Annotated in this window: 16 protein-coding genes; 8 read left to right on the plus strand and 8 right to left on the minus strand. The window is 45.6% G+C overall.

What is annotated here, in order from left to right:
- Window positions 1-76: 76 nt before the first annotated feature.
- The 7 genes from QT996_RS04840 to QT996_RS04870 all read right to left on the minus strand — a co-directional run bounded on the left by QT996_RS04840 (window position 77) and on the right by QT996_RS04870 (window position 11836).
- Window positions 77-793: a class I SAM-dependent methyltransferase gene (locus QT996_RS04840; protein WP_333044912.1), complete on the minus strand. Its 717-nt coding sequence runs from the start codon at window positions 791-793 to the stop codon at window positions 77-79.
- Window positions 784-1797: a class I SAM-dependent methyltransferase gene (locus tag QT996_RS04845; RefSeq protein WP_333044913.1), complete on the minus strand. Its 1014-nt coding sequence runs from the start codon at window positions 1795-1797 to the stop codon at window positions 784-786. The genes QT996_RS04840 and QT996_RS04845 overlap by 10 nt, the downstream gene beginning before the upstream one ends.
- A complete protein-coding gene (locus tag QT996_RS04850; protein WP_333044914.1) occupies window positions 1754-7105 on the minus strand; it encodes a glycosyltransferase in 5352 nt (1783 codons plus the stop codon). The genes QT996_RS04845 and QT996_RS04850 overlap by 44 nt, the downstream gene beginning before the upstream one ends.
- Before the next feature lie 48 nt (window positions 7106-7153).
- Window positions 7154-8653: a methyltransferase gene (locus QT996_RS04855; RefSeq protein WP_333044916.1), complete on the minus strand. Its 1500-nt coding sequence runs from the start codon at window positions 8651-8653 to the stop codon at window positions 7154-7156.
- A gap of 15 nt (window positions 8654-8668) precedes the next feature.
- The gene (locus QT996_RS04860) at window positions 8669-10081 is read right to left on the minus strand and encodes an ABC transporter ATP-binding protein (protein WP_333044918.1); all 1413 of its coding nucleotides are present in this window, start codon (window positions 10079-10081) and stop codon (window positions 8669-8671) included.
- Window positions 10082-10260: 179 nt separating this feature from the next.
- Window positions 10261-11115 carry an ABC transporter permease gene (locus QT996_RS04865; protein ID WP_333044920.1) on the minus strand — a complete coding sequence of 285 codons (855 nt, stop codon included), beginning with the start codon at window positions 11113-11115 and terminating at the stop codon, window positions 10261-10263.
- A 181-nt stretch (window positions 11116-11296) separates the two neighbouring features.
- Window positions 11297-11836 carry a hypothetical protein gene (locus QT996_RS04870; protein WP_333044922.1) on the minus strand — a complete coding sequence of 180 codons (540 nt, stop codon included), beginning with the start codon at window positions 11834-11836 and terminating at the stop codon, window positions 11297-11299.
- Window positions 11837-11907: 71 nt separating this feature from the next.
- Between QT996_RS04870 and ruvB the strand changes: the two genes are divergently transcribed.
- From ruvB to QT996_RS04905, 7 genes are all read left to right on the plus strand, one after another.
- Complete coding sequence (ruvB, locus tag QT996_RS04875; protein WP_333044923.1) at window positions 11908-12996, plus strand: Holliday junction branch migration DNA helicase RuvB; 1089 nt, start codon at window positions 11908-11910, stop codon at window positions 12994-12996.
- 12 nt (window positions 12997-13008) lie between these two features.
- A complete protein-coding gene (locus QT996_RS04880; protein ID WP_333044924.1) occupies window positions 13009-13572 on the plus strand; it encodes a Uma2 family endonuclease in 564 nt (187 codons plus the stop codon).
- Window positions 13573-13673: 101 nt separating this feature from the next.
- A complete protein-coding gene (gene recN, locus QT996_RS04885) occupies window positions 13674-15428 on the plus strand; it encodes a DNA repair protein RecN (protein ID WP_333044925.1) in 1755 nt (584 codons plus the stop codon).
- Between the two features lie 600 nt (window positions 15429-16028).
- Window positions 16029-19211 carry a GAF domain-containing protein gene (locus tag QT996_RS04890; protein ID WP_333044926.1) on the plus strand — a complete coding sequence of 1061 codons (3183 nt, stop codon included), beginning with the start codon at window positions 16029-16031 and terminating at the stop codon, window positions 19209-19211.
- A 453-nt stretch (window positions 19212-19664) separates the two neighbouring features.
- Window positions 19665-20213, plus strand: a complete 549-nt coding sequence (locus QT996_RS04895) for an inorganic pyrophosphatase (RefSeq protein ID WP_333044927.1) — start codon at window positions 19665-19667, stop codon at window positions 20211-20213.
- A gap of 158 nt (window positions 20214-20371) precedes the next feature.
- The gene (locus tag QT996_RS04900; RefSeq protein ID WP_333044928.1) at window positions 20372-21715 is read left to right on the plus strand and encodes a serine/threonine-protein kinase; all 1344 of its coding nucleotides are present in this window, start codon (window positions 20372-20374) and stop codon (window positions 21713-21715) included.
- A gap of 20 nt (window positions 21716-21735) precedes the next feature.
- The gene (locus QT996_RS04905) at window positions 21736-23103 is read left to right on the plus strand and encodes a serine/threonine-protein kinase (protein WP_333044930.1); all 1368 of its coding nucleotides are present in this window, start codon (window positions 21736-21738) and stop codon (window positions 23101-23103) included.
- A gap of 75 nt (window positions 23104-23178) precedes the next feature.
- Here the strand turns inward: QT996_RS04905 and QT996_RS04910 are convergent, their stop codons facing one another.
- The gene (locus QT996_RS04910; RefSeq protein WP_333044931.1) at window positions 23179-23322 is read right to left on the minus strand and encodes a hypothetical protein; all 144 of its coding nucleotides are present in this window, start codon (window positions 23320-23322) and stop codon (window positions 23179-23181) included.
- A gap of 31 nt (window positions 23323-23353) precedes the next feature.
- On the opposite strand from QT996_RS04910, the gene QT996_RS04915 reads away from it, so the two are divergent.
- Window positions 23354-23866, plus strand: coding sequence for an inorganic diphosphatase (locus QT996_RS04915; RefSeq protein ID WP_006634582.1), 513 nt, complete (start codon window positions 23354-23356; stop codon window positions 23864-23866).
- The last annotated feature ends 280 nt before the right edge of the window (window positions 23867-24146 follow it).

The following is a 24146-nucleotide window of genomic DNA, read 5'->3' on the forward strand; positions in this document are numbered from 1 at the left end:
GTTGTCTGTTGACTGTTGTCTGTTGACTGTTGTCTGTTGAAATAAAATATTTTGATTCTGCTAAAAAGCTTTAGTTTTATTCATTGGGTGTTGGTGCTTTGCAGATCCAGACACAATCTCGCGGTACTGAAGATGTATTTTTCAGGATGATTTCATAGTTTAAATGATGGAGAAATTTTTCCATAATTGTATCAGTCATCACTGAAAATGCTGTGCCGTCTCTGTGCCCGAACAAGTTTTTGTCCCACTCGTCGGCAAATTTTTGCCACCCTAATTCGCTGAAAATATTGGTGTGGTGAAAGACGCAAATTCTATCGCCCCGCAGCAGTTTGGGAATTCGAGTCAGGTAGTTGAATATATCTACCGGCTCTACGTGTACCATTGTATCGTAACAAAAGCAGACATCGGCTGAACCTGGGGCGATGCTGTCTAATGTTAAACCGTCGAGTTTGAGGTAAGAAACGCGATCGTCTCCCAAGCGCGATCGGGCGGCTTGCAGCATTTGACTGGAAATGTCGGCACAAATTAGTCGATCGCAATATTTCAGCAACAGGGAACCTGTTTTTCCGCCGCCGATACCAATTTCTAAAACCGTATGTTCTTTTTTGATGTAGGGTGCAATAAATTGCTGTTCTATCAGGGCTTCGTATTCGGCTAAGGAGTTGGCGGCACCGGCAGCTTTACCTATCCATTCGTCGCCCAAATAAGCGAGTTCAGGATTATTATCTTTCCATTCTTGGGCGTAGCTGTCCCAAGCCCCTTCGTAGTCTATTTTAGGCGGTATTATTTCCATTGTTTTTTTTTAGGTCTCAGAATACACAAACAAAAGTCACTTGATAGTCCTCCCGGCTGCTCCATTAAGATTGTTTCAATCTCAAGCAATAATTTTATTATTGTTTCACTCTTGGGTTCTCCGTCGGAAAGTTGATCGTGAGCTAAGAAAGGGTAAAGTTCGTGAAGCAACCCTCCACCGGCTGGATTCAAGACTTCCACATCAAAGTAGAATTCTAAAAACGGAAGTATCAGCTTTGACCGGACTGCTTCTGAAGGGTCTCTCGCCAATACTTTCTCAATACTTGGACTCGAAAATTTTTCAGTTGTTCCCGACCTTAGCGTGTAGTGAAAACATTGGTAAATGCGATTAATCAAATCCACTTGAGCTTGATTATATATATTGTAGCAATCTCCTATGTATTCATTGACAATAAAATATCCGTCTGGTTTTAAACATTTCCGAACAATTGATAAACATCGTTCTAGTTCTCTGACGTGATGCAGCGAACCTGAGCAAAAAACTATATCGTATTTTTTACTATCATCAATACTAAATGAATTAAAATTATCTTGATAAAAGTTAACATCTACTCCTGCTGCGGCGGCATCTTTTCTAGCAATTTCTAAAGATTTTTCGGAAAAGTCAAAGGCATCAATTTGATTGACAAATCCTAATTTAGCCATCAAAATTTCGTGATTTCCCACACCACAACCAATAGACAAAAGGTTATCAAACCGTCGTTTTTTGAAAAAATTATTGATTAACCAGGTTAGCCAGTAACCCTCAGTCTTGCCACCTGACAGCCGATGGTTTATAGCTTTTTCAATAATCGGATTAGACAACCAGTAACCCTGCTTCCCAATAGCGGCTGTTGGGTTAGTCTCCCAGTAAAATTTAGCTGTTAATTCATTGGAGGTGTTCTCTTGCCTGATGCTCGAAATTTGACGCCATACTTTCTTACCATTGAATTTTGAACGATTAGTTTTTAGGAGTGAAATAAGCTTCTCTAAAAATTTGACCATAAGCTTCTGTCATTTCTGCAAAAGTATTCAACGACTCTAACACATATTTAGCATTTTCTGCTAATCGCCGACGCAAAGATTTATCCTCCAATAAAGTATTCAATGATGCTGCTAATTCCTCCTGGCGATCTGGCGTATAAAACAAACCATTAATTCCGGGTCTCACTTGTTCTCTAATTCCAAAAACAGGCGTTGTAATAATTGGCAAATCGCAGGCCATAGCCTCCAAAATCACTCTCGGAAAACTTTCGACGCGAGAAGTGCAAACAAAAATATCAGCCGCTTTGTAATATTTTCCCGTCTCCCCAGTTTCCGGGACTACTGTCACCCTTTCCCGCAACTCTTCCGGCAATTCACCCACCATATCAGCTAATTTATTGCTGTAAATACTTGGGCGATCGCCCACAATAAAACACCTAATTTTATTGTGCCATTTGTCAGGTAAAAGTGAAAGTGCCTTAACTAAATCTTGCTGTCCTTTGCGTTCGCATACCGTTCCCAGCAGCAAAATCACTACATCTTCCGCTGCAACACCTAAACTTTTTCTAGCCAATTCAGAATTCTCCGAATTTTCCAGTTTGCTCAAATCTAAGCCGTTGTGAATCACTGTAAAATTGTGGTGGCTGTTGAGAGGCAAATACCTGTCCCGCGTTGCATCCGCCACAAAAATTACCTTGTAAGGAAAGCGAAAACACTCTAAAGCTCTCGCCGCAATCTCAGAACCAAACCTGTTAAAATAAGTTTGCCAAGGTTCGCTTTCGTGCACGTTCCACACCACAGGAATTCCGATTTGGCGCGCCGCATCAACTACAAAAAAGTTTTCTAAAGTATTGGCATAAATTGCATCTATTTTTAAACTTTCAATTTCTTTGCTAAAACTGCGGATGGCTTCATCATAAGCATCGCGCTGGTAGATGTGTTCGAGAGGATTGTCGCGCACAATTACTTCAATTCCCTGCTGTTCGTAAGCTTGACGCAGAGGCCCCTCTGTTGTGCAAAGTACGATCGGCTTAATCACGCCTTCAGCCGCCAATTTCACCGCAATTTCGTACTGATGCAGCGGCGCACCGGTGAAATCCAGCGAATTGCTGCACATCAAAACTTTGATAAAATTTACAAAATTATTTACTGATATCAAAGAACCAAAATTACCAAATTTTAGTTCTTCCCTCTCCCCTGCATCCGTTACATCCGTTACACAATCCGTTGCCGAACTTCCTTCTTCTTTCATAAAAACCCGTCGGGGTTGAATATGAAAATACTCATCTTCTAAAGACAAGTGAGGACTGTAAAAACTGTCATTTTTTCCCCCATACTTGCGCCTAAAAGTCGCCACTTCTTGAGGATTGTCGGTAAAACCCCTAGAAGTTCCCTCTTTGTGCAACAACTCCGCATCGGGACAGTATACGCACCGATAACCCCGTTCTAACAGCCGGTATCCGTAATCGGCATCATTGTAAGCAACAGCAAAATTCTCCTCATCAAAACCGCCCAATTCTAAAAACAATTGACGCGGAGTAATAGTGCAAGCGGCTGTTACCGCAGAGTAATTTCGCGTTACCATCGCTTGAGAAAGATAGCCTCGATTTTCGCTGTTCATCAGCTTAAAAGCGTGACCAGCCAAGCCGTGATGCAGCCCGTGAATTACGCCCGCGTGCTGAATTCTGCCGTCGGGATATAACAGCCTCGCGCCGACTGCACCCACGCCTGGGATTTGAGCGTATCCCACCATTTGACTCAGCCAGCGCGGGTTAATTACTTCAGTATCGTTGTTCAAAAACAACACATATTCGCTATCTACTTGTTCGGCAGCGCGGTTGTTAATTGCTGCAAAACTAAACTTGCCACCAGGATTTTTTATCCGCAAAACTTGGCAACTTAATTCCTTGAAATATTCCAGAGTGTTCGGCTCGTCGCTTTCGTTGTCGATGACTGCCACTTGATAATTTTTATAGGTTGTAGTTTCTAGAGAATCCAGACAGGCTTTCAGCAATTTGAGCTGATTTTTAGTAGGAATAATCACTGTTACTGATGGGCCGTTATCCGGGAAATCCTGGGCAAATATGCCCAAATTTTCTTTAATCGCCCATGCGTGCTGAGCGACATTACCGTTAATTTGGCGGCGGTTTAGTGCGTCTTGAATGGCTTTTTGACCTGCGGCAAAACTGGCGGGTTTCGCGGCCCCAGATATGGCTGTAGAACCGGGTGCGGTTCGCCAGTGATACAGCACTAAGGGCAAGTGCGCGACATGGCGAGAAATTTCGGTGGCTCTCAAGGCAAAATCGTAATCTTGCGAGCCTTCAAAACCTAGCCGCAAACCGCCTATTTGTTCAAAAATATGTTTTCTCACGGCGCACAAATGACCGAGATACATATAGGAAAGCAGCAGTTCCGGCGACCATTCCGGTTTGAATTGCGGGGCGAATCGGCGACCTTGGGTGTCGATTTTGTCGTCGTCTGAGTAGAGAAAATCGGTGGCTGGATGCGCTGCAAAATATAGGGCGACTTCGCCTAATGCGTCGGGAGTTAGTTCGTCGTCGTTGTCTAAAAACAGGATGATGTCGCCTGTTGCGAGGGCGGCGGCACTGTTGGTTGCTGCGCTGATGTTGCCGTTTTCTGTACGAAATGTGATGCGGATACGATCGTCCTTTTGAACCCAGCTTTTCAAATTTTCAGCAACAGTAAGTTCGGTGCTGCAATCATCGGCAATGCAGAGTTCCCAGTTTGGATAAACTTGATTGATTACGCTGTCGATCGCACTTTCTAAAAAATCTATCTGCGGGTTGTAAACTGGCATTACTACCGAAATTTTTGGCAGGGGTTCCCGGCAGGATTTTAACCGAGAAATCAAGTAATCGCGCGCGCGATCGTTCCACTGATTCACCTCCAGCCATGCGTCATATCTATCAATGGGTTGAGGCACCACAAAACCCGCCGGCGGTAGCAAATCTCCCGGCGCAGTAAACTGTTTTTGCTGACGGTAAATCTTCCCCAACTGGCGGAGCACTTTCACAATTTCCCAAGGCATCGGCACAATCCTGCCCAGACGCTGTTTTCTTTCCCTCGCCCGCTGCTGAATTGCGGCTGTAAACCTTGATAACTCCTCAAATTTATCTGTACTTCGCTGCCAGATATTGTAGCGCCGCACAGTCAATTTCTTCGGCGCTTGAAAAGACAAAATTTCCCCGGTTTCTAACTCAGCTTGCAGAGAAACGTGCCATTCGCCCGGAGGCAAATCGACAAGGGCCTCAAAACCGCTTTCCGAACTGTTAACCCAGTCGGGAAACACTTCGCCGACATCTTTTCGCCGCAAACCGTAGGCGCATTCTACAGAAGTATCGCCGCACAACAAGCTTAATTTAGCAATTTTGCGATCGTGGTGGCAGCACCAACCTGCAAACAAAATTTGACCCTGACGCTGTTCCCACACCACCGGTACATCTAAAGATGCTTGAATCGTTGAAACTAGCAACGGATAAGCTGCCAAAAGATGCCATTTACCTCGATCGTCTTGCGCTTCCAGTAGCACTTCGTGCCGTCCGGCAGGCGCTTCCAATTGAATTGTAAAACCTGATTTCTTCGCAGCGGGAATATTAGAGTGTGCTAGCGCTATATCACTTCTCTCTATGCCGTAAACGCCTACGAAACTCTGGTCTTTAATTCTGACGCGGACTGCTGTAGTCTCTCTTTTTTGGTTAAAAACCCAGCCCACAATTAGCAGGTTGGAATCACAAACTTGCCAAGTAGTGGGTTGATCTAACGAAAAAATAAATTTAGGGAACAAGTCGCGGATTTGGCGCTGAACTTCCCACAACTTTTCTCTCACTTGCCACCCTATTGAAGACTTGATTATAGCAAGTTCTGCCCGAAACTTTTCATTTTCCTGGCGGGAGTGTTCTAATTTTTCCTGAGTATCCTTTAATCTTTCCTGATTTTGACTTTGTGCTGTTTCTAGCTGAATTAACTCAGCTAACTTTTGCTGCAATATAAATTCAGTCTCTTCAAATTGTACCTGAGTTTGCCCTAATTCTGCTTCTAATTCTAATACTTTCGCTAAAGCTGTTTGAAATTGCGATTCTGTGCCGGCAAGCTGTACCTGAGTTTGTCCTAATTCTGTTTCTAATCCGAGGAGTTTCGCTAAAGCTTCTTGAAAATTTGATTCTTGGCCGGCAAGCTGTACCTGAGTTTGCCCTAACTCTGCTTCTAATTTTAATATTTTTGTTAAAGCTTCTTGAAATTGCGATTCTTTGCCCGCAAGCTGTACCTGAGTTTGTCCTAATTCTGTTTCTAATCCGAGGAGTTTTGCTAAAGCTTCTTGAAAATTTGATTCTTGGCCGGCAAGCTGTACTTGAGTTGCTCCTAATTCTGTCTCTAATCCCAAAACTTTCGCCTGGGCCTGGTGGAATTGTTCTTGCCACTGTTTGAGTTCGGAAGAGCTAGTTTTTTGCTGTTTTTCCAGCAAGCGGATTTTTAGCCAATCTTCAAATGGCCAGACTGGAGATGCTGGGAAATGAATAACTTGAGCGATCGCACCTTTCGACTCGCTACTCAGATTTCCAGCTTGGGTTTCCAAAAGTTCATATAGTTCTAATGCTTCGGGAAAATATTTTTCTATTAAACTCGGTCTGTGACTTTTGACAATATCGTTGACTAATAAAGATTCTTCAAAATTGTCGCCCGGTATAGCACCTAAGTTAACATTAAATTTTTCGTTAACTCGATCGAGGAAAAGTTCAGGAGTGTTGCCGATGGGGTAAACATTGGCTAGGAGACAGCGATGGGGGAAACGTTCGTAAAGTTCTAAAACTTTTTGATTGTAGTGAATCCACATTTTTACTGCCATTTCGGGATTTTGCAGCAAGCTGACATCGGTTCCCCGGCGGTAAAGGGAATCGACTACTTCCCAGGGCGATCGATAAACACAGATAAAATTAGCTTCGGGGAGCAAAGTCAGCCAAAAATCCCAAAAAAGGGCTGTTCGGGGGTCTTTCCAACCCCAATGTTTGTGAGTTTGTTGATTTTGCTCGATCGCCCGTTTGGCGATTTCCACGTATTCCGCTGCTACCGGAATCGTTTTTTCAAAGGTACATCCGAGTTCATCAATACCGTGCGATCGCAAAACACTTTTGTGAAACTCCACAAAATCAACATTCTCGAAATGACCTTTCACATTTCCGTCGGCCGGCCCCACTAACTTTTTGCCAATATCAACCCCGGCTTTCTGAAACAAAGAAGCTGTTAAAGACGTACCGGAACGGTGCATTCCGGTAACAATAAAAACCGATGGTTTGCTGTCATTTGTACTCACAATTTCTCTCCCTTGCCCTAATTCCCACACCAAAATTACTCGCTATTGCTAGTCTCCCACTAAGCCCAAGGATCGCCTGACTTCAAACCATGCGCTTCTGATCTTCCAGAACTTGCTGCTTTCCATTGCCAAAACCCGACACTTCGCTTGCTCTAGTTCTTGCTTGACATTAATTAGTTGATTTTCAGTTTTCTCTAACTGCATTTGCACAGATACTAACTGATTTTGAGTTTGCTCCAATTGCGTTTGAGCTAAAACTAATTTAGTTTGAGCTTCTTGCAAATCAGTTTGAGTAATCATTAACTTACTTTGGCTTTGCTCCCATTCTATCTTAGCCGAAGCTAACTGAGTTTCGAGTAATTTGAGTTTTGTCTGAGTAGACCCCAACAAAGACTGCGATTGCCTTTGGTTAACCAGCGATTTAACCGTGCAAGTTTCCAGAATCCATTCCCAACCATAGTTATTGATTGCTTTGACTATTAACACATCCTCCAGCGCCACGGTGTTTTTGGGTAAATAACAGCTCCACCCCGACTGCAAAGCCCCATCAGTTTCAAAATATCCAGCCACATCCGGGCGATCGTAAAAAGGCTCGCACCTCTGTACCACCTCCCCATTTACCAGCACTTGCAGCTCCTCAACTCGACCGTCGAAATTCACATCAGCCACCCATCCTTCCAGATACAAATTCTCCTTATTCGTAAAAGCAGCAACATCAATATATCCTTCCGGGTGATGATTGAATTTTAACTCCGAAAAATCTCTAACTAGCTCATTTGTGACAACATACAAATCCTGAAATCGGCAGATGCCTTTTTTGATGCGATGAACAAAAGCTTTGCCTCCGCTAACTCGCGCGACACATTCTCTCACAAACTTTTCAGTTACATAAGTTGTGCCGTATTCCTCCTTATCTAAAGACTGGCTTTCGCTTTGAGGACTAAACAAAATACCATTAGCCGGCATTTCTATATTGGCTAGGCGCAAACACTCATCGTGAACACTGAACATCAAAATGCCGCTAGGAGTCAACAAATCGTACAAATTTTGCAACCAACTTGTAAAAGTTCTTTCCGGCATATGGCTGAAAAAAGAATTAGCCAGAATGCAGTCAAACTTGCGGTCAATTAAATAATTTTCTGGTTTTCCAGTTGAGACAATACCATTGACGCCCAAGTATTCAGTTTGAAACTTAACCGCGTTAGCATAAATATCAGAAACCCAAATTCGTTCCGGCGGTATTTCCTGAATCAAAAACCTGGTAAATCGACCGTAACCGCAGGCAAAATCTAGAAAAGAAGGTACATTTTCAAAACTGCCAAAATGCCATTCCACAACTTGTTTAACCGTATCCAAGATGCGACGCCCGATCGAATAATAGCGCACCAAAGCCCGATCGCGATCGTCTTTGACGTTGTTCAAGCTGAACAAATACATTTCATCGTCTTCGCAGATATTCAGTTTAAAATTTTCGGGAAACTTAGTTTGATCTTGAATAAATGCTTTGATTACGGGATTTTCGACTAAATCTAAATTGATATCGCTCATTGTTTTTACAGAATTTTAGATAACCTCTGTTGACTGCTCTTTCACTAGAGAATCAGCATTAACAACAGTTAAACACGGTTCTATCAGCAAGTCAACGATGCCGTTACCGCAGGACTCAGTACAAGACTGAACTCTAAACATCGCCACATCAACACAGCGATCCAGATAAGTTAAATCTCCATCTACCGTTCCCACAACGCCAGCATTCAAGAAATAAACCCCGGGATTCAGCAAGCATTTAAAATTAAACTTAACTACAATTGTCGTTCCCGCTTCCACATACCTAACTGACTGAGTAGAAGCCTTCAAAGAAGCACCCGCCAACTCAAAACCGCTAATTGTTTTAATCAACATTCCAAACCTAACTTTGGAAGTTGACCGGGAGAAAGTGACAGAGTAAGTATAAATATAATCTTGACGGCCGATCAAGTGATTTACCACATTTCCCTTCAGCGTCTCGATGTGGGGGTTGATAATTTCCGCTCCGCGAGACGGATACCTTACCGTATTTGACGGTATCATCCCCGGATCGTAAAATTCATCATAATATTCCTTGGGTTTAGAGAGATGTTGCTCTGGTTTAACTTCCCTCTTTGTGCTTTCTAAATTAGCCTCCTGAAGGTGGTCTTGACTTTCCTGTTTTGTCAGTTGGTTCAGAGCTCGAATATCTGACTTCAACCCCAGAACCTGATCCGGATCGGCATAAATCAGCTTTTGATACTTAGAAATTACCACCTTCGGCGTGTGAGCGAGCAGCAATTCACCGCTATCCATTAAAATCGCCGAGGTACAAAGTTGCACCACAGAAGTAGCAGCGTGAGAAACAAATAAAATCGTTCCGCCACCTTCCTGAATGCTTTGCAAGCGGGCAAAACACTTGCGCTGAAAAGCTTCGTCGCCCACCGAAAGCGCCTCGTCAACCACCAAAATATCTGGCTCGACGCTAGTTGCAACAGCAAAAGCTAGCCTGACAAACATACCGCTAGAATAAGTCTTGACTGGCTGTTCGATGAAATCGCCAATATCAGCAAAAGCAGCTATATCGTCAAATTTTTCTGCAGTTTCTTTTTGATTGAATCCCAGTAACTGAGCGTTAAAAAACACATTTTGACGCCCGGTAAATTCCGGGTTAAACCCGCTTCCGAGTTCCAACAAAGCGGAGACTCGCCCTTTAACATCCACGCTTCCTGCGGTAGGAGTCAGCGTCCCTACAATTATTTGCAGGAGGGTGCTTTTTCCCGAACCGTTGCGACCGACGATTCCCAGAGTTTGTCCTTGAGGAATTTCCAGATTGATGTCGTGTAGGGCCCAAAATTCGTCAGCAAGTTTTTTCCCGGGGTAAATAATTTCCTTTAAGCGGTCTCCTGGACGATCGTACCGCTTAAAGCATTTGGAAACATTTTTGAGTGAAATTACATTTTCTGTCATGGGCGGCAGTCAATCGATTTTAGATTTTAGATTTTAGATTTTAGATTGACTTGAAATCTAAAACATATTTACAGCACAGTCGATTTTAGATTTTAGATTTTAGATTGACTGTAGATCTCAAACAAATTTACAGCACCATGGATTTTAGATTTTAGATTGACTGTAGATCTCAAACAAATTTACAGCACGTCAGCAAAAGCGGGACGCAAACGCCGGTAAACCGCCAAACCTCCACAAAATATAGCAGCAGAAATTACCGTGGCGACACCCCATTCCCCCCAATGCTTAACTTCTCCAAGCAGTATGAGATCTCGATAAACCTCCGAGATGGCCGCCATTGGATTCAGCCAAAATATCCACACTCGCCACTCTTGGGGGATTACTGATGCTGGGTAGACGATCGGCGTCAAATAAAACCAAAAATTTAGAATAACACCTAATGTCTGAGGAATGTCTCGCAAAAATACAGTCAAGCCGGCTGTCAAATATCCCAAACCAGCAGTTATCAGCAACTGAGGCACCCACACCAACGGCAGCAACCATAAAGTAGCGTTGAGCTTTTGCGACGACACGGCTACTATCACAATCAAAGCTGCTAAACCCAGAGAACTTTCAAGAAAAGCTGTAAAAATCGGCACTAGGGGCAGCAAACCGAGAGGAAATACCACTTTTTTCACTAAATTCGGCTGCCCCACCACGGATACTGCCGACTTGATCAAACCGCTGGTGAAGGCAGTCCAAGGCAGCAAACCTGCAAACAACCAGACTCCAAATGTAATGTCGCTGTTTTCTGGGAAGCCTGTAAGGCTGAGCTTTACCTTGAGGACGATCGAAAATACGTATGTGTAAATCACCAATTGCGATAGCTGATTCAGCAGTGGCCACAAATTGCCCAGAATCGAGCCTTTGTATTGAGCTTCCAAGTCCCGGCGCACCAATGTTGCCAGCAGATTCAGCTTCGCCCACCGCCGTTCGCGTGTACTTGCCGGCCGCCTGCCGCCCAGCCTTCGGGCCTTTTGGGCAACTCCTTTCACCGTTCTCAGCAATTTTTTCGCCCTCGTTCACTACCTTCACACCTAAATCAACTCAAGCTACAATTGTGCAGCTTTTGTTAAACCGCAATTATTCCACAGCCCCGCCGCTTTGATCAAGGATCTGCCACCCTAGCTTCGGCTGCTTCTTTCTTTCTTCTTTCCTCTTCCTTCGGAGGTTATTTTAGCCGATCGCCGATCGAACTGCCGAACCGATCGCTAGTTTTTGCTCGTCGTCGTACCCCCACCGCTGGAAAAATTTTTCATACTCGCCGTTGGCACTCTGCAAACTTTCTAGCATTTGCGACGCTCTAGTTTGACAGGCTGGCATTTGCAGCATTTGAATTAAATTGCGCGATCGCTCCTGCACTCTAGCAGAATCGGCCGCCATTTCCTCCTTTTGCTGGCGCGAATGATGTACAACCATTGCCGCCGACATCGCCAAATTTTTCACCAGCAGTTCTGCTACGATCTCAGGAGCCGATCGCAGCGCCTCGACTAATCCGGGTGACGGGTGATCTGCCTCCTGTCGATCGTCCGTTAGATAGGTGACAAAAAACCCCCTAGCACCATTTTGTGTTTTCACCAGAGATGTAACAGCTTGCTGGATGTCGGCTTGTAAAAGTCGATCGGCCTCAATGAACGACAGTAAAGATTGAGTCAGCTCGATCGCCCCCTCAAAAGTTATGCTTTCCGATGCTAATAAAGAAGATGGAATACTCATAACGAGCTCAATAATTTTAAAGATTCTGCTAACAATTGTAAACAATTCCCGCTGCGCGATCGCAAATAAATATGGCTATTATCTCCTCCAAACAACAGCCCCCCGACCCAAATCTACCCGAAGACATAGCCCCAGCCCGGCGCAAAAAAGTGGCCAAACCCCAGGCGGAATCTTTGCTAGAATCGCAAGAACTACCCGACGAAATCAACAGCAAACAAGACGACAAAATCCGCCCCCAGCGCTTAGCTGAATACATCGGGCAAAAAGACTTGAGAGAAGTTTTGGCGATCGCAATTGCAGCAGCAAAATCTCGCGGCGAACCTATGGATCACCTGTTACTCTACGGGCCTCCAGGGTTGGGAAAAACCACAATGTCGCTAATTCTAGCAGCAGAAATGGAAGTTGAATGCAAAATCACCACCGCCCCAGCTTTAGAAAAACCGCGAGATATTGTCGGATTGCTGATCAACCTCAAAGCAGGCGACGTGCTGTTTATCGACGAAATTCACCGCTTATCTAAAGTTACAGAAGAAATCCTCTATCCGGCGATGGAAGACTGTCGGTTAGATATTACGATCGGTCAAGGCAAAAGCGCCAAAATTCGCAGCATTCCCCTCAAACCCTTTACGTTAGTAGGAGCAACCACAAAAGTCGGGTCGCTGACATCTCCGTTGCGCGATCGCTTCGGCTTGATCCAAAGATTGCGATACTACGAAATAGACGAACTTAGTCTAATTGTCCAAAGAACCGCCCAGGTTCTTGACACTCAAATCACCCCAGAAGGAGCCATAGAAATTGCCCGCCGAGCGCGCGGAACCCCCCGCATCGCTAACCGCTTGCTGCGCCGAGTTAGAGACTACAGCGAAGTCAAAAACTTAAAGCCAATTGATGCCGAAGTGGCCTCACTAGCCCTGGAATTATTCAACGTCGATCCGCTGGGTTTAGATTGGACAGATCGACGGATTTTGACAGCAATGATTGAAAACTTTAACGGCGGTCCAGTCGGATTAGAAACCCTCGCAGCTTCGACAGGAGAAGATACTCAAACCATTGAGGATGTATACGAACCGTACTTAATGCAAATCGGATTTTTGCAGCGGACAAGTCGGGGCAGAATGGTAACTCTTGCTGCTAGAAAACATTTGGGTTTTATGGAATAAAAGGAGTAAAAAATGGTACAAATACAAACAAAAACACTAACTTTGTCCGAGTTTCTAAAACTGCCAGAAACCGAACCAGCTAGCGAATATATCAACGGTCAAATAATCCAAAAACCTATGCCACAAGGAAAACATAGCCGAATTCAAGGTGAATTAGTCCCAGCCATCAATGTCGCGGTTAAGATTCATAAAATTGCCTTAGCTTTTCCTGAATTGCGGTGTAATTTGGACGGCAGGTCAATCGTGCCAGATGTCACAGTATTTACTTGGGAAAGAATACCAGTTGATGAAAATGGGGATGTTGCTAATGTATTTGAAACTTACCCAGATTGGACAATTGAAATTCTGTCTCCAGGGCAGAGTCAAACTAAAGTAACTGGGAATATTTTACACTGTCTGAAAAACGGCACTCAAATGGGTTGGCTGATCGATCCGATGGTGCGCTCGATCTTAATTTATCCCCCTGGAAAGCAACCGGAACTTTTAGCAAAACCCGAAGAAGTGTTGCCAGTTCCAGATTGGGCAGCAGAATTGCGGCTGACGGTAGGAGATTTGTTTGGGTGGTTGAAACTATAGCCGAAGTCAGTTGACAGTTGACAGTTGACAGTTGTTACCAATTCCCAATTACTAATTACTAATTACTAATTACAATTACTAATTACAATTCCCAATTCCCCATGTTAATATCCCTGAGAATAGAAAACTTTGCCTTAATTGACTGCCTGGATATAGAATTTGGCCCGAGTTTGAACGTATTTACAGGGGAAACAGGCGCTGGTAAATCGATTATCCTAGATGCGATCGATGCAGTTTTGGGCGGGAAAGTCGATCGCCGATCGATTCGCACCGGAGCAGCGCGGGCAATATTGGAAGCTACCTTTGAATTGGACAAAGCCGCAGCTTTGTGGCTGGGCGAGCAAGAAATCGAACCCATAGACGGAAATTTAGCCGTTTGCAGCCGGGAAATTAACGCATCAAGCGGTGCTCTACGCACCAGATCGCGCTTGAACGGAATTCTCGTCAACCGCCAATTAATGGATCAACTGCGCGATCGGCTTGTCGAAATTACCGCCCAAGGCCAAACCGTCCACCTCGGACAAGAAACCCTCCAGCGAGAATGGCTCGATTTATACGGCGGCAAAAAGCTTACTGAAGCGCGATCGATCATCGCCTCCGCTTGGCTGGGAGCCAACAACGCCAAAACAGCCCTCAAACGCAGGCGTCAGTCGGAACAGCAGCGACTGCAAAGACTTGATTTGTTAGAATACCAAGTCCGAGAACTCGGCGAAGCCCATATCGAAGACGCCGACGAACTCGAACAGCTAGAACACGAATCAATCCGGCTAGGCCACGTCGTCGAATTGCAGCAGCAGAGTTACCAAGTCCACCAAGCCCTATACCAAAACGAGGGCGACAGCGCATCAGCCGCCGACTTGTTGAGCAAAGCCGAAGTAATTTTAAGCGACATGGCGGTTTACGATGTGCAGTTGCAACCAATCCTCGAAATGGTCAGCGATGCTTTAGCTCAAGCCACAGAAGCCAGCCGGCAAATTAGCAGCTACGGCGAACAATTAGAAGCAGATCCCGAAAGACTCGAAGAAGTAGAAGATCGGATTCGCGAACTCAAACAAATTTGTCGCAAATACGGGCCGCTCAAAGAAGCGATCGCCTACTACCAAAGCATTCAAAACGAACTAAATGAACTTTTAGAAGGAGGCGAGTCAATGGAAGCCTTAGAACTCGCATATCAGACTGCTTTAGAGCAATTAAAAGATGCTTGTAGCCACCTCACCACCCTGCGACGCGAAACCGCCCTCAAACTAGAAACGCACCTCGTAGGAGAACTTAAACCATTAGCAATGGAAAAAGTGCAATTTCAAGTCGAGATTTCGCCTTGTACCCCAACCGCTAGCGGTGCCGACCAAATCGCCTTTTGTTTCAGCCCGAATCCGGGCGAACCTTTGCAACCTCTGGGCGCGATCGCCTCCGGGGGAGAAATGAGCCGCTTTCTACTCGCCATCAAAGCCTGCTTTTCCCAAATAGAAAGTGCTGGTACGCTGATTTTTGACGAAATCGATGCCGGAGTCTCCGGGAGAGTCGCTGGGGCGATCGCCAAAAAACTCTACCAACTCTCAGACAAACACCAAGTTCTCTGCGTCACCCACCAGCCGCTGATCGCCGCGATGGCTGATTTTCATTTTCGCGTCAACAAACAGACGATCGAAGCAGAACCAAGTATCGGCGAACCCGCAGCCCACTCCGAACCAATAGAACGTACAGTAGTCAGAGTTGCCGCCCTCAACAGTGAGCAGCGGCGCGAAGAACTGGCCCAACTCGCCAGCGGCCGCTCAGCAACAGAAGCCATCGCCTTCGCCGAATCCCTGCTTGTCGAAGCCGCCGGATTGCGCCAAACTCAGTCGGCAAAACCCTGACGAGACCCTCAAGGCGATCGGGGGGCCAAAAGGCGGAGTTTTTTCAGAGTCGGAGGTTACACTAAAAATATCAACCGCAAATTTTACAAAAAAAAGCTGAAAACCCCGTGAATTTAGTGGGATGAAAGCAAAGAGCAGCAAAATAGAGAGAAATTCTAGTTAAAAACCACAATTGTGTAGAGAAGGGCACACATCACTAGCAACTGGTAGTGTCACAATTGCGGCTAGTCCCACAAGGCCACCCCTCTTTCAGCAGTCCTCCCGCCAGTACGCATTCATGTTCCTGCGGGCGATCGGCTCTTAAACCTGCCGAACCTACTTAAACCAGGCACGCACAATGTCAAAATCAGTTAATAAACCATTTAAACAAGATTTGCGCTCTCTAAAAAGATTGCAGCACTCCCACCGCCTCGTTACTCTCCCACCCTCCGTTCAGCAGCAAGGCCCACTGAATTTCCCTTGCCTGGTGGCCGGAGTTCTGTAAACTGGGAAATACTTTCACACATACTTGAGTCTTGTGCGACAGGTGACTCACTAATCAACTTCCCCGCTCTCTTCGCTTAGAGACTAACCCTTACACTTAAGCTTCTGTAAAGGTCTATGAAATCTGCATCTTCCACCAATTACTCTTCTCTGGACAACGTGATTGATGTCGCTGTTGTCGGCGGTCAAAATCATCATCAGGAAAATTATTCTCCCCCGGAAATTAGGAGCGGTGCAATTATCCCGCGCCAAGGAAACCTCTCCGGCATTCTCGACCTTCTAAATAAGCAAAGTTTTACAGTAGTAGTTAAGGAAGTAGAAGACAAACTTAAGGTTGTCAATCAAACCCTGGGAATGCTCGACAATATCCTGGAGAGCGAGGGATTTGATGCCATCCTCAACGAGATGTTGCAGTCGATTACCCTCAAAACAGGGGAATTGCTGAATGCTGCTCGCAGCACGATATTTTTATTAGACGACGAGAAAAATGAACTCTGGGCGATCGTTGCTAAAGATGAAAATGGCAAAAACCTAGAGCTCCGATTTCCCGCCCATGTGGGCATTGCCGGAGAAGTAGCCACGGAAAAAAAAGTGGTGAACATTCCTTATGATTTTTATAACGACCCCCGATCGACTAACGCCAAAAAAACTGACAAAGAAACAGGATATCGCACTTATACAATGCTTGCGATGCCCCTGATCAACGAAGAAACAGGAGAGTTAGTAGCAGTCGTTCAACTGATTAATAAACTCAAGCCCAACCACGAACATTACGGTATTTTAGAGGAACAGATTGACAAGGCAGGGTTTACTCAAGAAGACGAACAAGTTTTTAAAGAATTTGCTCCCTCGATTCGCCTAATTCTAGAATCTTCCAAATCTTTCTACGCAGCAACTCAAAGACAACGGGCGGCCACGGCGCTGATGAATGCCGTCAACGCTCTTTCTCAGAGCAGTTTAGACTTAGAAGATACTCTAAAAAGGGTGATGGATCAGGCAAAAGAACTGATGAATGCCGATCGCAGCACCCTGTGGCTGATCGATGAAGATAAAGACGAACTCTGGACGAAAATCCCGACGGCGGACAGCGTGAAAGAACTTCGCATACCCAGAACAGCCGGTTTTGCAGGCATCGTCGCCGAATCCGGCGAACCCCTGTTGATTCCCTTTGACGTATACAATGACCCCCGCGCAGAAACTTCCAAAAAAACCGATCAACAAACTGACTACCGTACTTGCAGTATGCTCTGTATGCCAGTTTTTAATGCAGACCACAAATTGATCGGAGTTACTCAATTAGTCAACAAAAAAAAACAAGGAGAATACCCTCCCTATAACCCCGAAGATTGGCCGCACGCCCCCGAACAGTGGAAAGCCAGTTTCAATCGCAACGACCTACAATTTATGGAGGCGTTTAATATCCAAGCAGGAGTCGCCCTACAAAACGCCAAACTGTTTGCCGAAGTCAAACAGCAAGAACAAAGACAAAAAGATATGCTGCACGCCCTGACTAACGGCGTGATTTCTACAGATAAAAAAGGCAATATAGTAGCGACCAATCCCAGTGCCAAAAAATTACTGGGTGTCAGCGATGCCGAATTAGCCGAAGGTCAATCTTTGCGCGAGTTAATTAAGTTAGAAAAAGGCGATTTTGCCAAATGGTTTGATGCGTCTTTGTCTCCAGAAGACGATAAGGACCGCCAGCAGTATTACCCGGATCAAGTTTTGCTGTCCTGTGAAGCAAAATCGCAGAGTATCAATCTCTCGATTAATTCAATGACCGACGCTACCGACCCCAGCAAGGTCAACGGCGCATTAGTTGTCATGGAAGATATTAGCAGCGCTAAGCAAGTCAAAAACTTGATGTACCGTTACATGACCCCAGAAGTAGCCGAAGCTTTGTTAGCTTCAGGGGATACTGGATTGGGCGGTAAGCGCAAAAATGTTTCGGTGCTGTTCTCAGACATTCGCAGCTATACCACACTTACGGAAAAATTGCAAGCCGAAGAAGTGGTAGTGATGCTCAATAAATATTTTGAAGTGATGGTTGATGTCGTATTCGAGTACGGAGGCACTCTCGACAAATACATCGGCGACGCTCTGATGGCAGTTTTTGGCTCTCCAGCGCCGCTAGAAGATCATGCTTGGTGCGCGATGCAAACCGCAGTGAAAATGCGGGAAAAACTGGCTGAGTTCAATCAAGATCGCATGGCAAATGGCGAACTGCCGATCGGCATCGGTATGGGCGTCCATTCCGATGAAGTTGTCAGCGGCAATATCGGTAGTAGCAAACGCATGGAATTGACTTCGATCGGAGACGGCGTAAACCTCGCCTCTCGCTTAGAAGGCGCTAGCAAGCAGTACGGCACCGACTTAATCATCAGCGACAATACTTACCGAGATTATGCCGATCGGCTCTACGTGCGAGAACTCGACTTTATTACCGTCAAAGGCAAAAGCGAACCCGTCATCGTTTACGAACTCGTCGGCATCCGCGAGGGATACTCGCCAGTGGGCAAGTCACTAACCGAAACACAGCAACAAATTATAGAACATTACACCAAGGGGCGCGAACATTACAAAGCTCCAGTCACCCAAAGACTCTCAGAAAGTGAGGTGAAAAATATCTTAAAGGATGTCGCCGAAATGCCGGAGGCAGAGATTAAGAAACTGTCCTACACTCTAGAGCAACAGTTGGAACACGAACTCAAGAACCTGTTATATCAACTGAAAAAGCTGTCAGAGTACGACCCGAAAAACATATCCGAAGCAGACAAACTCATCGTACTGTTGCAGACAGAAATCCAACTGCTGAAATTGGAAGGCATCAAAAACCTCTCGGAAGACGAAGCCAAAATGCTGCTGCAAGCAAAAATCAAGCCTCTATCAGCAGACGATATTAAATACTTGCAAGAAGGCGATGTCAAAAAGCTGGTGGAATCAGACATCTTAGAACCATCAAATCCTCAAATCAAGCGGCTGAAACCTGCAGAGATCAGGCAGCTATTGCAGGCGAAAATTAAAAGTCGGGCCTGCGAGACAGTTGCAGAAATGTTAGATGAGGAATTTGAAAACCTGGGACTCGATCGGGTGAAAAAACTGCTGAGCGAGTTTAAGAAAGCTTTAGAACCAAAAGCCAAGCAAGCCTTTAAAGACGCTGCAGGCGAATTTGAGGTCGTTCTGAAAGTTGACCCGAAAAACAAGGCAGCTAAATTGCACGTCGATCGCTGTATGTTATTTCAGCATAGTTTTTCAGACGTACTCAACTGGGATGGTGTGTGGAATCTCACAGAAAAATAGCAGTAGCCCACAGCAAATCCTCGCGGTGGCGCCAGGGTTCCGGGTGGGGGCGATCGCGATCGGGGGTGCGCCTCCCATCCCACCACCAATTAACCTTAATATCCTATTGAGATAATTGTAAATAAGCTCCAACAGGTATTATGGTTATATAACCGGATTTGAATTTGCAAGCGAGATGCCGGGGTTTCGCCCTACGTGTTTCGTTCGCACTACCTACCGCAACAAACTTAGCACTTCTATTATTTGAAGCGCTTAAAAATAGTTAGGACGGGCGGCAGCGTTACCCGGTTTCTGAGAAAAATCTTGGAGAAAGGCGACGAAACATCCGCTCAAAAACCGGGTTTCTCACCCCGCCCGCGTAAGTCTTAATAGCGTTAGCGGCTCCTAAAAAGAGCTTCCTTCGCAAATAGTCAATGTTCTAGTCTTAGATATAGAAAACCACTAGCGTCAGTTATGAATAATTGGAATTCGCAATCGGGAGATGTTGAGTGGGTAGATCAGGTTTACCAACTATTGCTGGAGATTGCTCGGAGCTCCCTGTCAGATATCCCCAGAATCCCGGAAAACATCACTGTTAAGGCTATCCCTCTGATCCAGAAGGTACAAAGCATTCAGCAAAGACCTGATGGGCAAGTGTTCAAATCTGGTTCCTTTTCAGTAAACGATCACGAATGGGTCGATCGAGTCTGCCAACTATTGGTAGAACTAACCAGCGCGTCTTTGTCCGAACAGCCCAAAATGCCCGAAAACCTTGCAGGCAGATCTTTAGCCCTGGCAGATCGAGCACAAAAAATTAAAGAAGATATCGAAGAAAATGCAGCCCAAACCCCAGCAGATGAAGATGACAATTCCTTACAGTCTCCAGACGCGCTGCTTTCCCTCTTGCACCACAGTTTGAAAACTCAGCGCGCCAAAAGCTACAACCCCGATGCCCCCGAATGGCAGCAAGTCTTGAGCCTGCTCGACGTAGTGCAGTCAATTTACAAGCAAATCCCAAATTAAATTCCAGCTTAACTCAGGCGCGTCTTGAGGGTGCGCGATCGCTAGCTCTTAAAGGCGGTTGCTCTGTGACAGAAATTTTTTTGCTGTAGCCCGAACATTTCCGATTATTGCAATTTTGTCAACTACACTAGGTTTAATCGGTTCTAGGGCAGGAGAACATGAGCGGACAAAACATCGGCGATTTGTCAGGAGAAATATTAGCCGATCGCTATCAGTGCGATCGGCGGCTCGGCAAGCAAGCAGGACGGCAAACTTTACTCGCCCGCGACTTAAAAACCCAACAGCAAGTAGTAGTCAAACTACTCTCATTCAGCAGCGACTTTAACTGGGAAGACTTAAAACTGTTCGAGCGAGAAGTCGAAACCTTAAAATCCCTATCCCATCCCGCAATTCCCCGATATCTCGACTCCTTGGAAATCGACACCCCCAACCGCAAAGGATTCGCCCTAGTTCAGACTTACATCGAAGCCAAATCCCTACAAGAATATCTGTCAGACGGCCGCACCTTCAGCGAAAGCGAAGTCAAACAATTAGCCACAGCATTATTAGACATCCTCGCCTACCTGCACCAGCGACAGCCCCCGGTGATTCACCGCGACATTAAACCGAGCAATATCTTACTCAAGAATCGATCGGGCAACAGCGTCGGCGAAGTCTACCTAGTCGATTTCGGTGCAGTTCAAACCCTAGCAACGCAACAAGGAAAAACAGTCACCGTTGTCGGAACTTATGGCTATATGCCGCCCGAACAATTTGGCGGGAGGGCGGTTCCCGCTTCCGACTTGTACGGCTTGGGAGCAACATTAATCGCCTTAATTACCAAGCAGCACCCAGCCGATTTACCGCAACAAGATTTGCAGATTGAATTCGAGCAATTCAGCCAACTGAGTCCCGCTTTTACCAACTGGCTGAAGTGGATGACACATCCCAGTTTAGAACGCCGTCCCGCCTCAGTCCAGATCGCAAAAGAAGTTCTAGAAAAACCGCAGCAAATCAATAAATATTCCCTGCCATTGAGACAGGGAAAAACCGTGAATACCTCTAGCTTGTTCAACAATGCGATCGGGCTTAGCACTGCGGCAGGAACTATAGCTGTAGGAATTTGTGCAGCATTTTACGCTACCCTTATGTTCCCGATTCTGGGAACAATTGCGGGAGGAATCCTCGGCCTTTTTCTCGGCGCGCTGCTGGGTTTGGAGAACGGCATTATCATCTCACTTGTGACGATCGTGTGGTTTTTTCCCCTAACTAATCCCCAACTTCACCGACAAGTTTTAACTGCGATAGGTATGGCCATCTGTACTTTTACAAGCATTCTCTTTATGAAGACGCTCGATTTGGAGTCTCTTTTTTTTGGCACTGGGGACGATACGTTTAGTTATGTACCCTCATTGACTGATTATATTTTTGTAGTTGTGGCACCATCGCTCATTGCAGGGCTATCAATGGGGATAGGTAGCAAGTCTTTTGCCCGGTGGTATCAAAAAGAAAGTGGACTTTAATTTAAATTAAGGGAAAAAACATGACTGGCAAAATATTAGCAGAACGCTACGAAATGCAGCGGTCACTGGGAAAAAAAACTGGCCGCCAAACACTGCTAGCTCGCGATTTGGAAACTCTAGAATTAGTTGTCATCAAACAGCTATTCCTCGGCAGCGATTTTGAATGGCAAGACATCAAGCTATTTGAACGGGAAGCGGAAACTTTAAAAACGCTTTCTCACCCAGCAATTCCCCGCTACCTCGATTACCTGGAAATTGACGAACCAGACAGTAAAGGATTTGCCTTGGTACAGACTTATGTAGGGGGAAAAACTTTAGAAGAGCATTTGCGCTCTGGCCGTAATTTTAGCGAAAGCGAGGTAAAAGAATTAGCTAAATCGCTGTTAGAAATTTTGATTTATTTGCACGAGCGCAATCCCCCTGTCATCCACCGCGATATTAAACCCAGCAATATTTTACTGCACAACAGATCCGGTCACACTGTCGGACAAGTTTATTTAGTTGATTTCGGTTCGGTGCAGAACCAAGCTGCAAAATTTGGCGGCACGATTACAGTAGTGGGAACTTACGGATATATGGCGCCGGAACAATTTGGCGGGCGATCCGTTCCGGCTTCGGATCTCTACGGTTTAGGCGCAACTTTAATTTATTTGGTAACGGGTTTGCATCCCACAGAACTGTCGCAGCAGGATTTAAAAATTTTATTTGCCGATCGGGTAACGCAACTAAATCCTAATTTAATTGATTGGCTGGAGTGGATGACAGAACCGAGTTTGGAAAAACGGTTATCTTCGGCTGGAGAAGCATCGAACTCCCTCGCAAATCCCCGCGAGATATCCAAAAGGATTATGCCCGTGCAGCCGCGAGGCAGCGATATTAAATTAACAAAAAATTCGGAGTTGATAGAGATTGTAATTCCGCCGCATGGATTCGCTTTTAATTGGGTTTCCATACTTTCGGGTGCGGTTGCTGCGAGTATCGCATTGTGGACTAATTATTACCAAAGTCCGATAAATCCATTTGTTTTGAGGATGATATCAGGAAGTTTATTAGTAGCGGCTGGAGTAATGTCGATATTTGCACTATTTCGAGAATTGCATCTGGTAATCGAGCGCCAGCAAATCTCCTATAGCAGCCATCTGCTGGGGTTGAGATGGAATCATTCCAAGCCAGCCCGCAGACAGGACATTTGCCAGTTGGAAATTGAACAAATTGGATACAAAGTTTCTCACATGATTATTCAAATCGGCAACCAAAAATATCGACTAGGAGTGAAGCAGGGGCTAAGTGAATCAGAAATCGAGTGGTTAGCGACAGAACTAAGCCAGTGGTTGGGATTGAAAATTCAAAGAACTTTGACAGACGGTAAAAAGAATATATCGATGTGAAAATATCTCTCTATCGCCAAAACAAAGCATTACCCTCTCAAGCTGTGGGATACGTCCCGCCCCTCCGGTGTATTTTCACAGCAGGTGGGACACCCCACACGCCTCATCCTCAAATTGTGTAACCCCGATCGCACTCGTCCGCTTTCGGTCAATCTCATGGAGCATCGAGCCCGATCGCCCGTAAAATGCTATCAAAGGGATTTGGCAAGTAGCACTCATCCCAATCATCTGTTAACTTGGAGATATTGTTGTGGACTTATCGCTAATTCCGGCACAGCCGAAACCAGGACTGCTCAACGTCCTCATCGAAATTACCGCCGGTAGCAAAAACAAGTACGAATTTGATAAAGACTTGCAAGCCTTTGCTCTCGATCGGGTGCTTTCTTCCTCAGTCCAATATCCGTGCGACTACGGCTTCATACCCAATACCTTAGCCGATGATGGCGACCCCCTCGACGGCATGGTAATGATGGATGAGCCCACATTTCCAGGGTGCATAATCGCAGCCCGTCCGATCGGAATGCTAGAAATGATCGATGGAGGAGACAGGGACGAAAAACTTTTGTGCGTTCCCGACAAAGACCCGCGCTACGCTCACTATAAGTCCCTCAAAGACGTAGCCCCCCACCGCTTGGACGAAATAGCCGAATTTTTTAGAACCTACAAAAATTTGGAGAAAAAAGTCACGGAAATTCTGGGTTGGCAAGATGTCGATCAAGTCATGCCCTTAGTGGAAAAGTGCATCGCAGCCGATCGCAAATAAGCCCCTAGCTCGCACTCCTCGACTGCAACCCGACTAAAAACTCAGGGGGCCGAACTTAAGGCGATCGCTCCAGGTCTAGGGATGCAGTCGAGGAACGGGTAGCTAGAAGGTCAAATCAGTCGTCAATGCCGAGTCACCGGAACGGCATTCCTCAAAACCCTGCCCCGGCCCCAATCTTGAAAAAAATACTACTCCTAGAGTAAGATTAAGCGCAAATTATACCCTTGGGGAATGCGTTCTACGTTTGAGGAAATTTTACCCTAACACTTAGATATATCGG

Origin of the sequence: Microcoleus sp. S13C4 (genome assembly GCF_036700865.1) — a bacterium.
Lineage (GTDB): Bacteria > Cyanobacteriota > Cyanobacteriia > Cyanobacteriales > Microcoleaceae > Microcoleus.

Excerpts from the sequence above, each read along its gene's own strand:
- QT996_RS04910 (WP_333044931.1), bottom strand. The coding sequence starts at position 23,322 with ATGAGTGCTACTTGCCAAATCCCTTTGATAGCATTTTACGGGCGATCG.
- QT996_RS04905 (WP_333044930.1), top strand. The coding sequence starts at position 21,736 with ATGACTGGCAAAATATTAGCAGAACGCTACGAAATGCAGCGGTCACTG.
- QT996_RS04870 (WP_333044922.1), bottom strand. The coding sequence starts at position 11,836 with ATGAGTATTCCATCTTCTTTATTAGCATCGGAAAGCATAACTTTTGAG.
- QT996_RS04840 (WP_333044912.1), bottom strand. The coding sequence starts at position 793 with ATGGAAATAATACCGCCTAAAATAGACTACGAAGGGGCTTGGGACAGC.
- QT996_RS04855 (WP_333044916.1), bottom strand. The coding sequence starts at position 8,653 with ATGAGCGATATCAATTTAGATTTAGTCGAAAATCCCGTAATCAAAGCA.
- QT996_RS04880 (WP_333044924.1), top strand. The coding sequence starts at position 13,009 with ATGGTACAAATACAAACAAAAACACTAACTTTGTCCGAGTTTCTAAAA.
- recN (WP_333044925.1), top strand. The coding sequence starts at position 13,674 with ATGTTAATATCCCTGAGAATAGAAAACTTTGCCTTAATTGACTGCCTG.
- QT996_RS04845 (WP_333044913.1), bottom strand. The coding sequence starts at position 1,797 with ATGGTCAAATTTTTAGAGAAGCTTATTTCACTCCTAAAAACTAATCGT.
- ruvB (WP_333044923.1), top strand. The coding sequence starts at position 11,908 with ATGGCTATTATCTCCTCCAAACAACAGCCCCCCGACCCAAATCTACCC.
- QT996_RS04900 (WP_333044928.1), top strand. The coding sequence starts at position 20,372 with ATGAGCGGACAAAACATCGGCGATTTGTCAGGAGAAATATTAGCCGAT.
- QT996_RS04895 (WP_333044927.1), top strand. The coding sequence starts at position 19,665 with ATGAATAATTGGAATTCGCAATCGGGAGATGTTGAGTGGGTAGATCAG.
- QT996_RS04860 (WP_333044918.1), bottom strand. The coding sequence starts at position 10,081 with ATGACAGAAAATGTAATTTCACTCAAAAATGTTTCCAAATGCTTTAAG.
- QT996_RS04890 (WP_333044926.1), top strand. The coding sequence starts at position 16,029 with ATGAAATCTGCATCTTCCACCAATTACTCTTCTCTGGACAACGTGATT.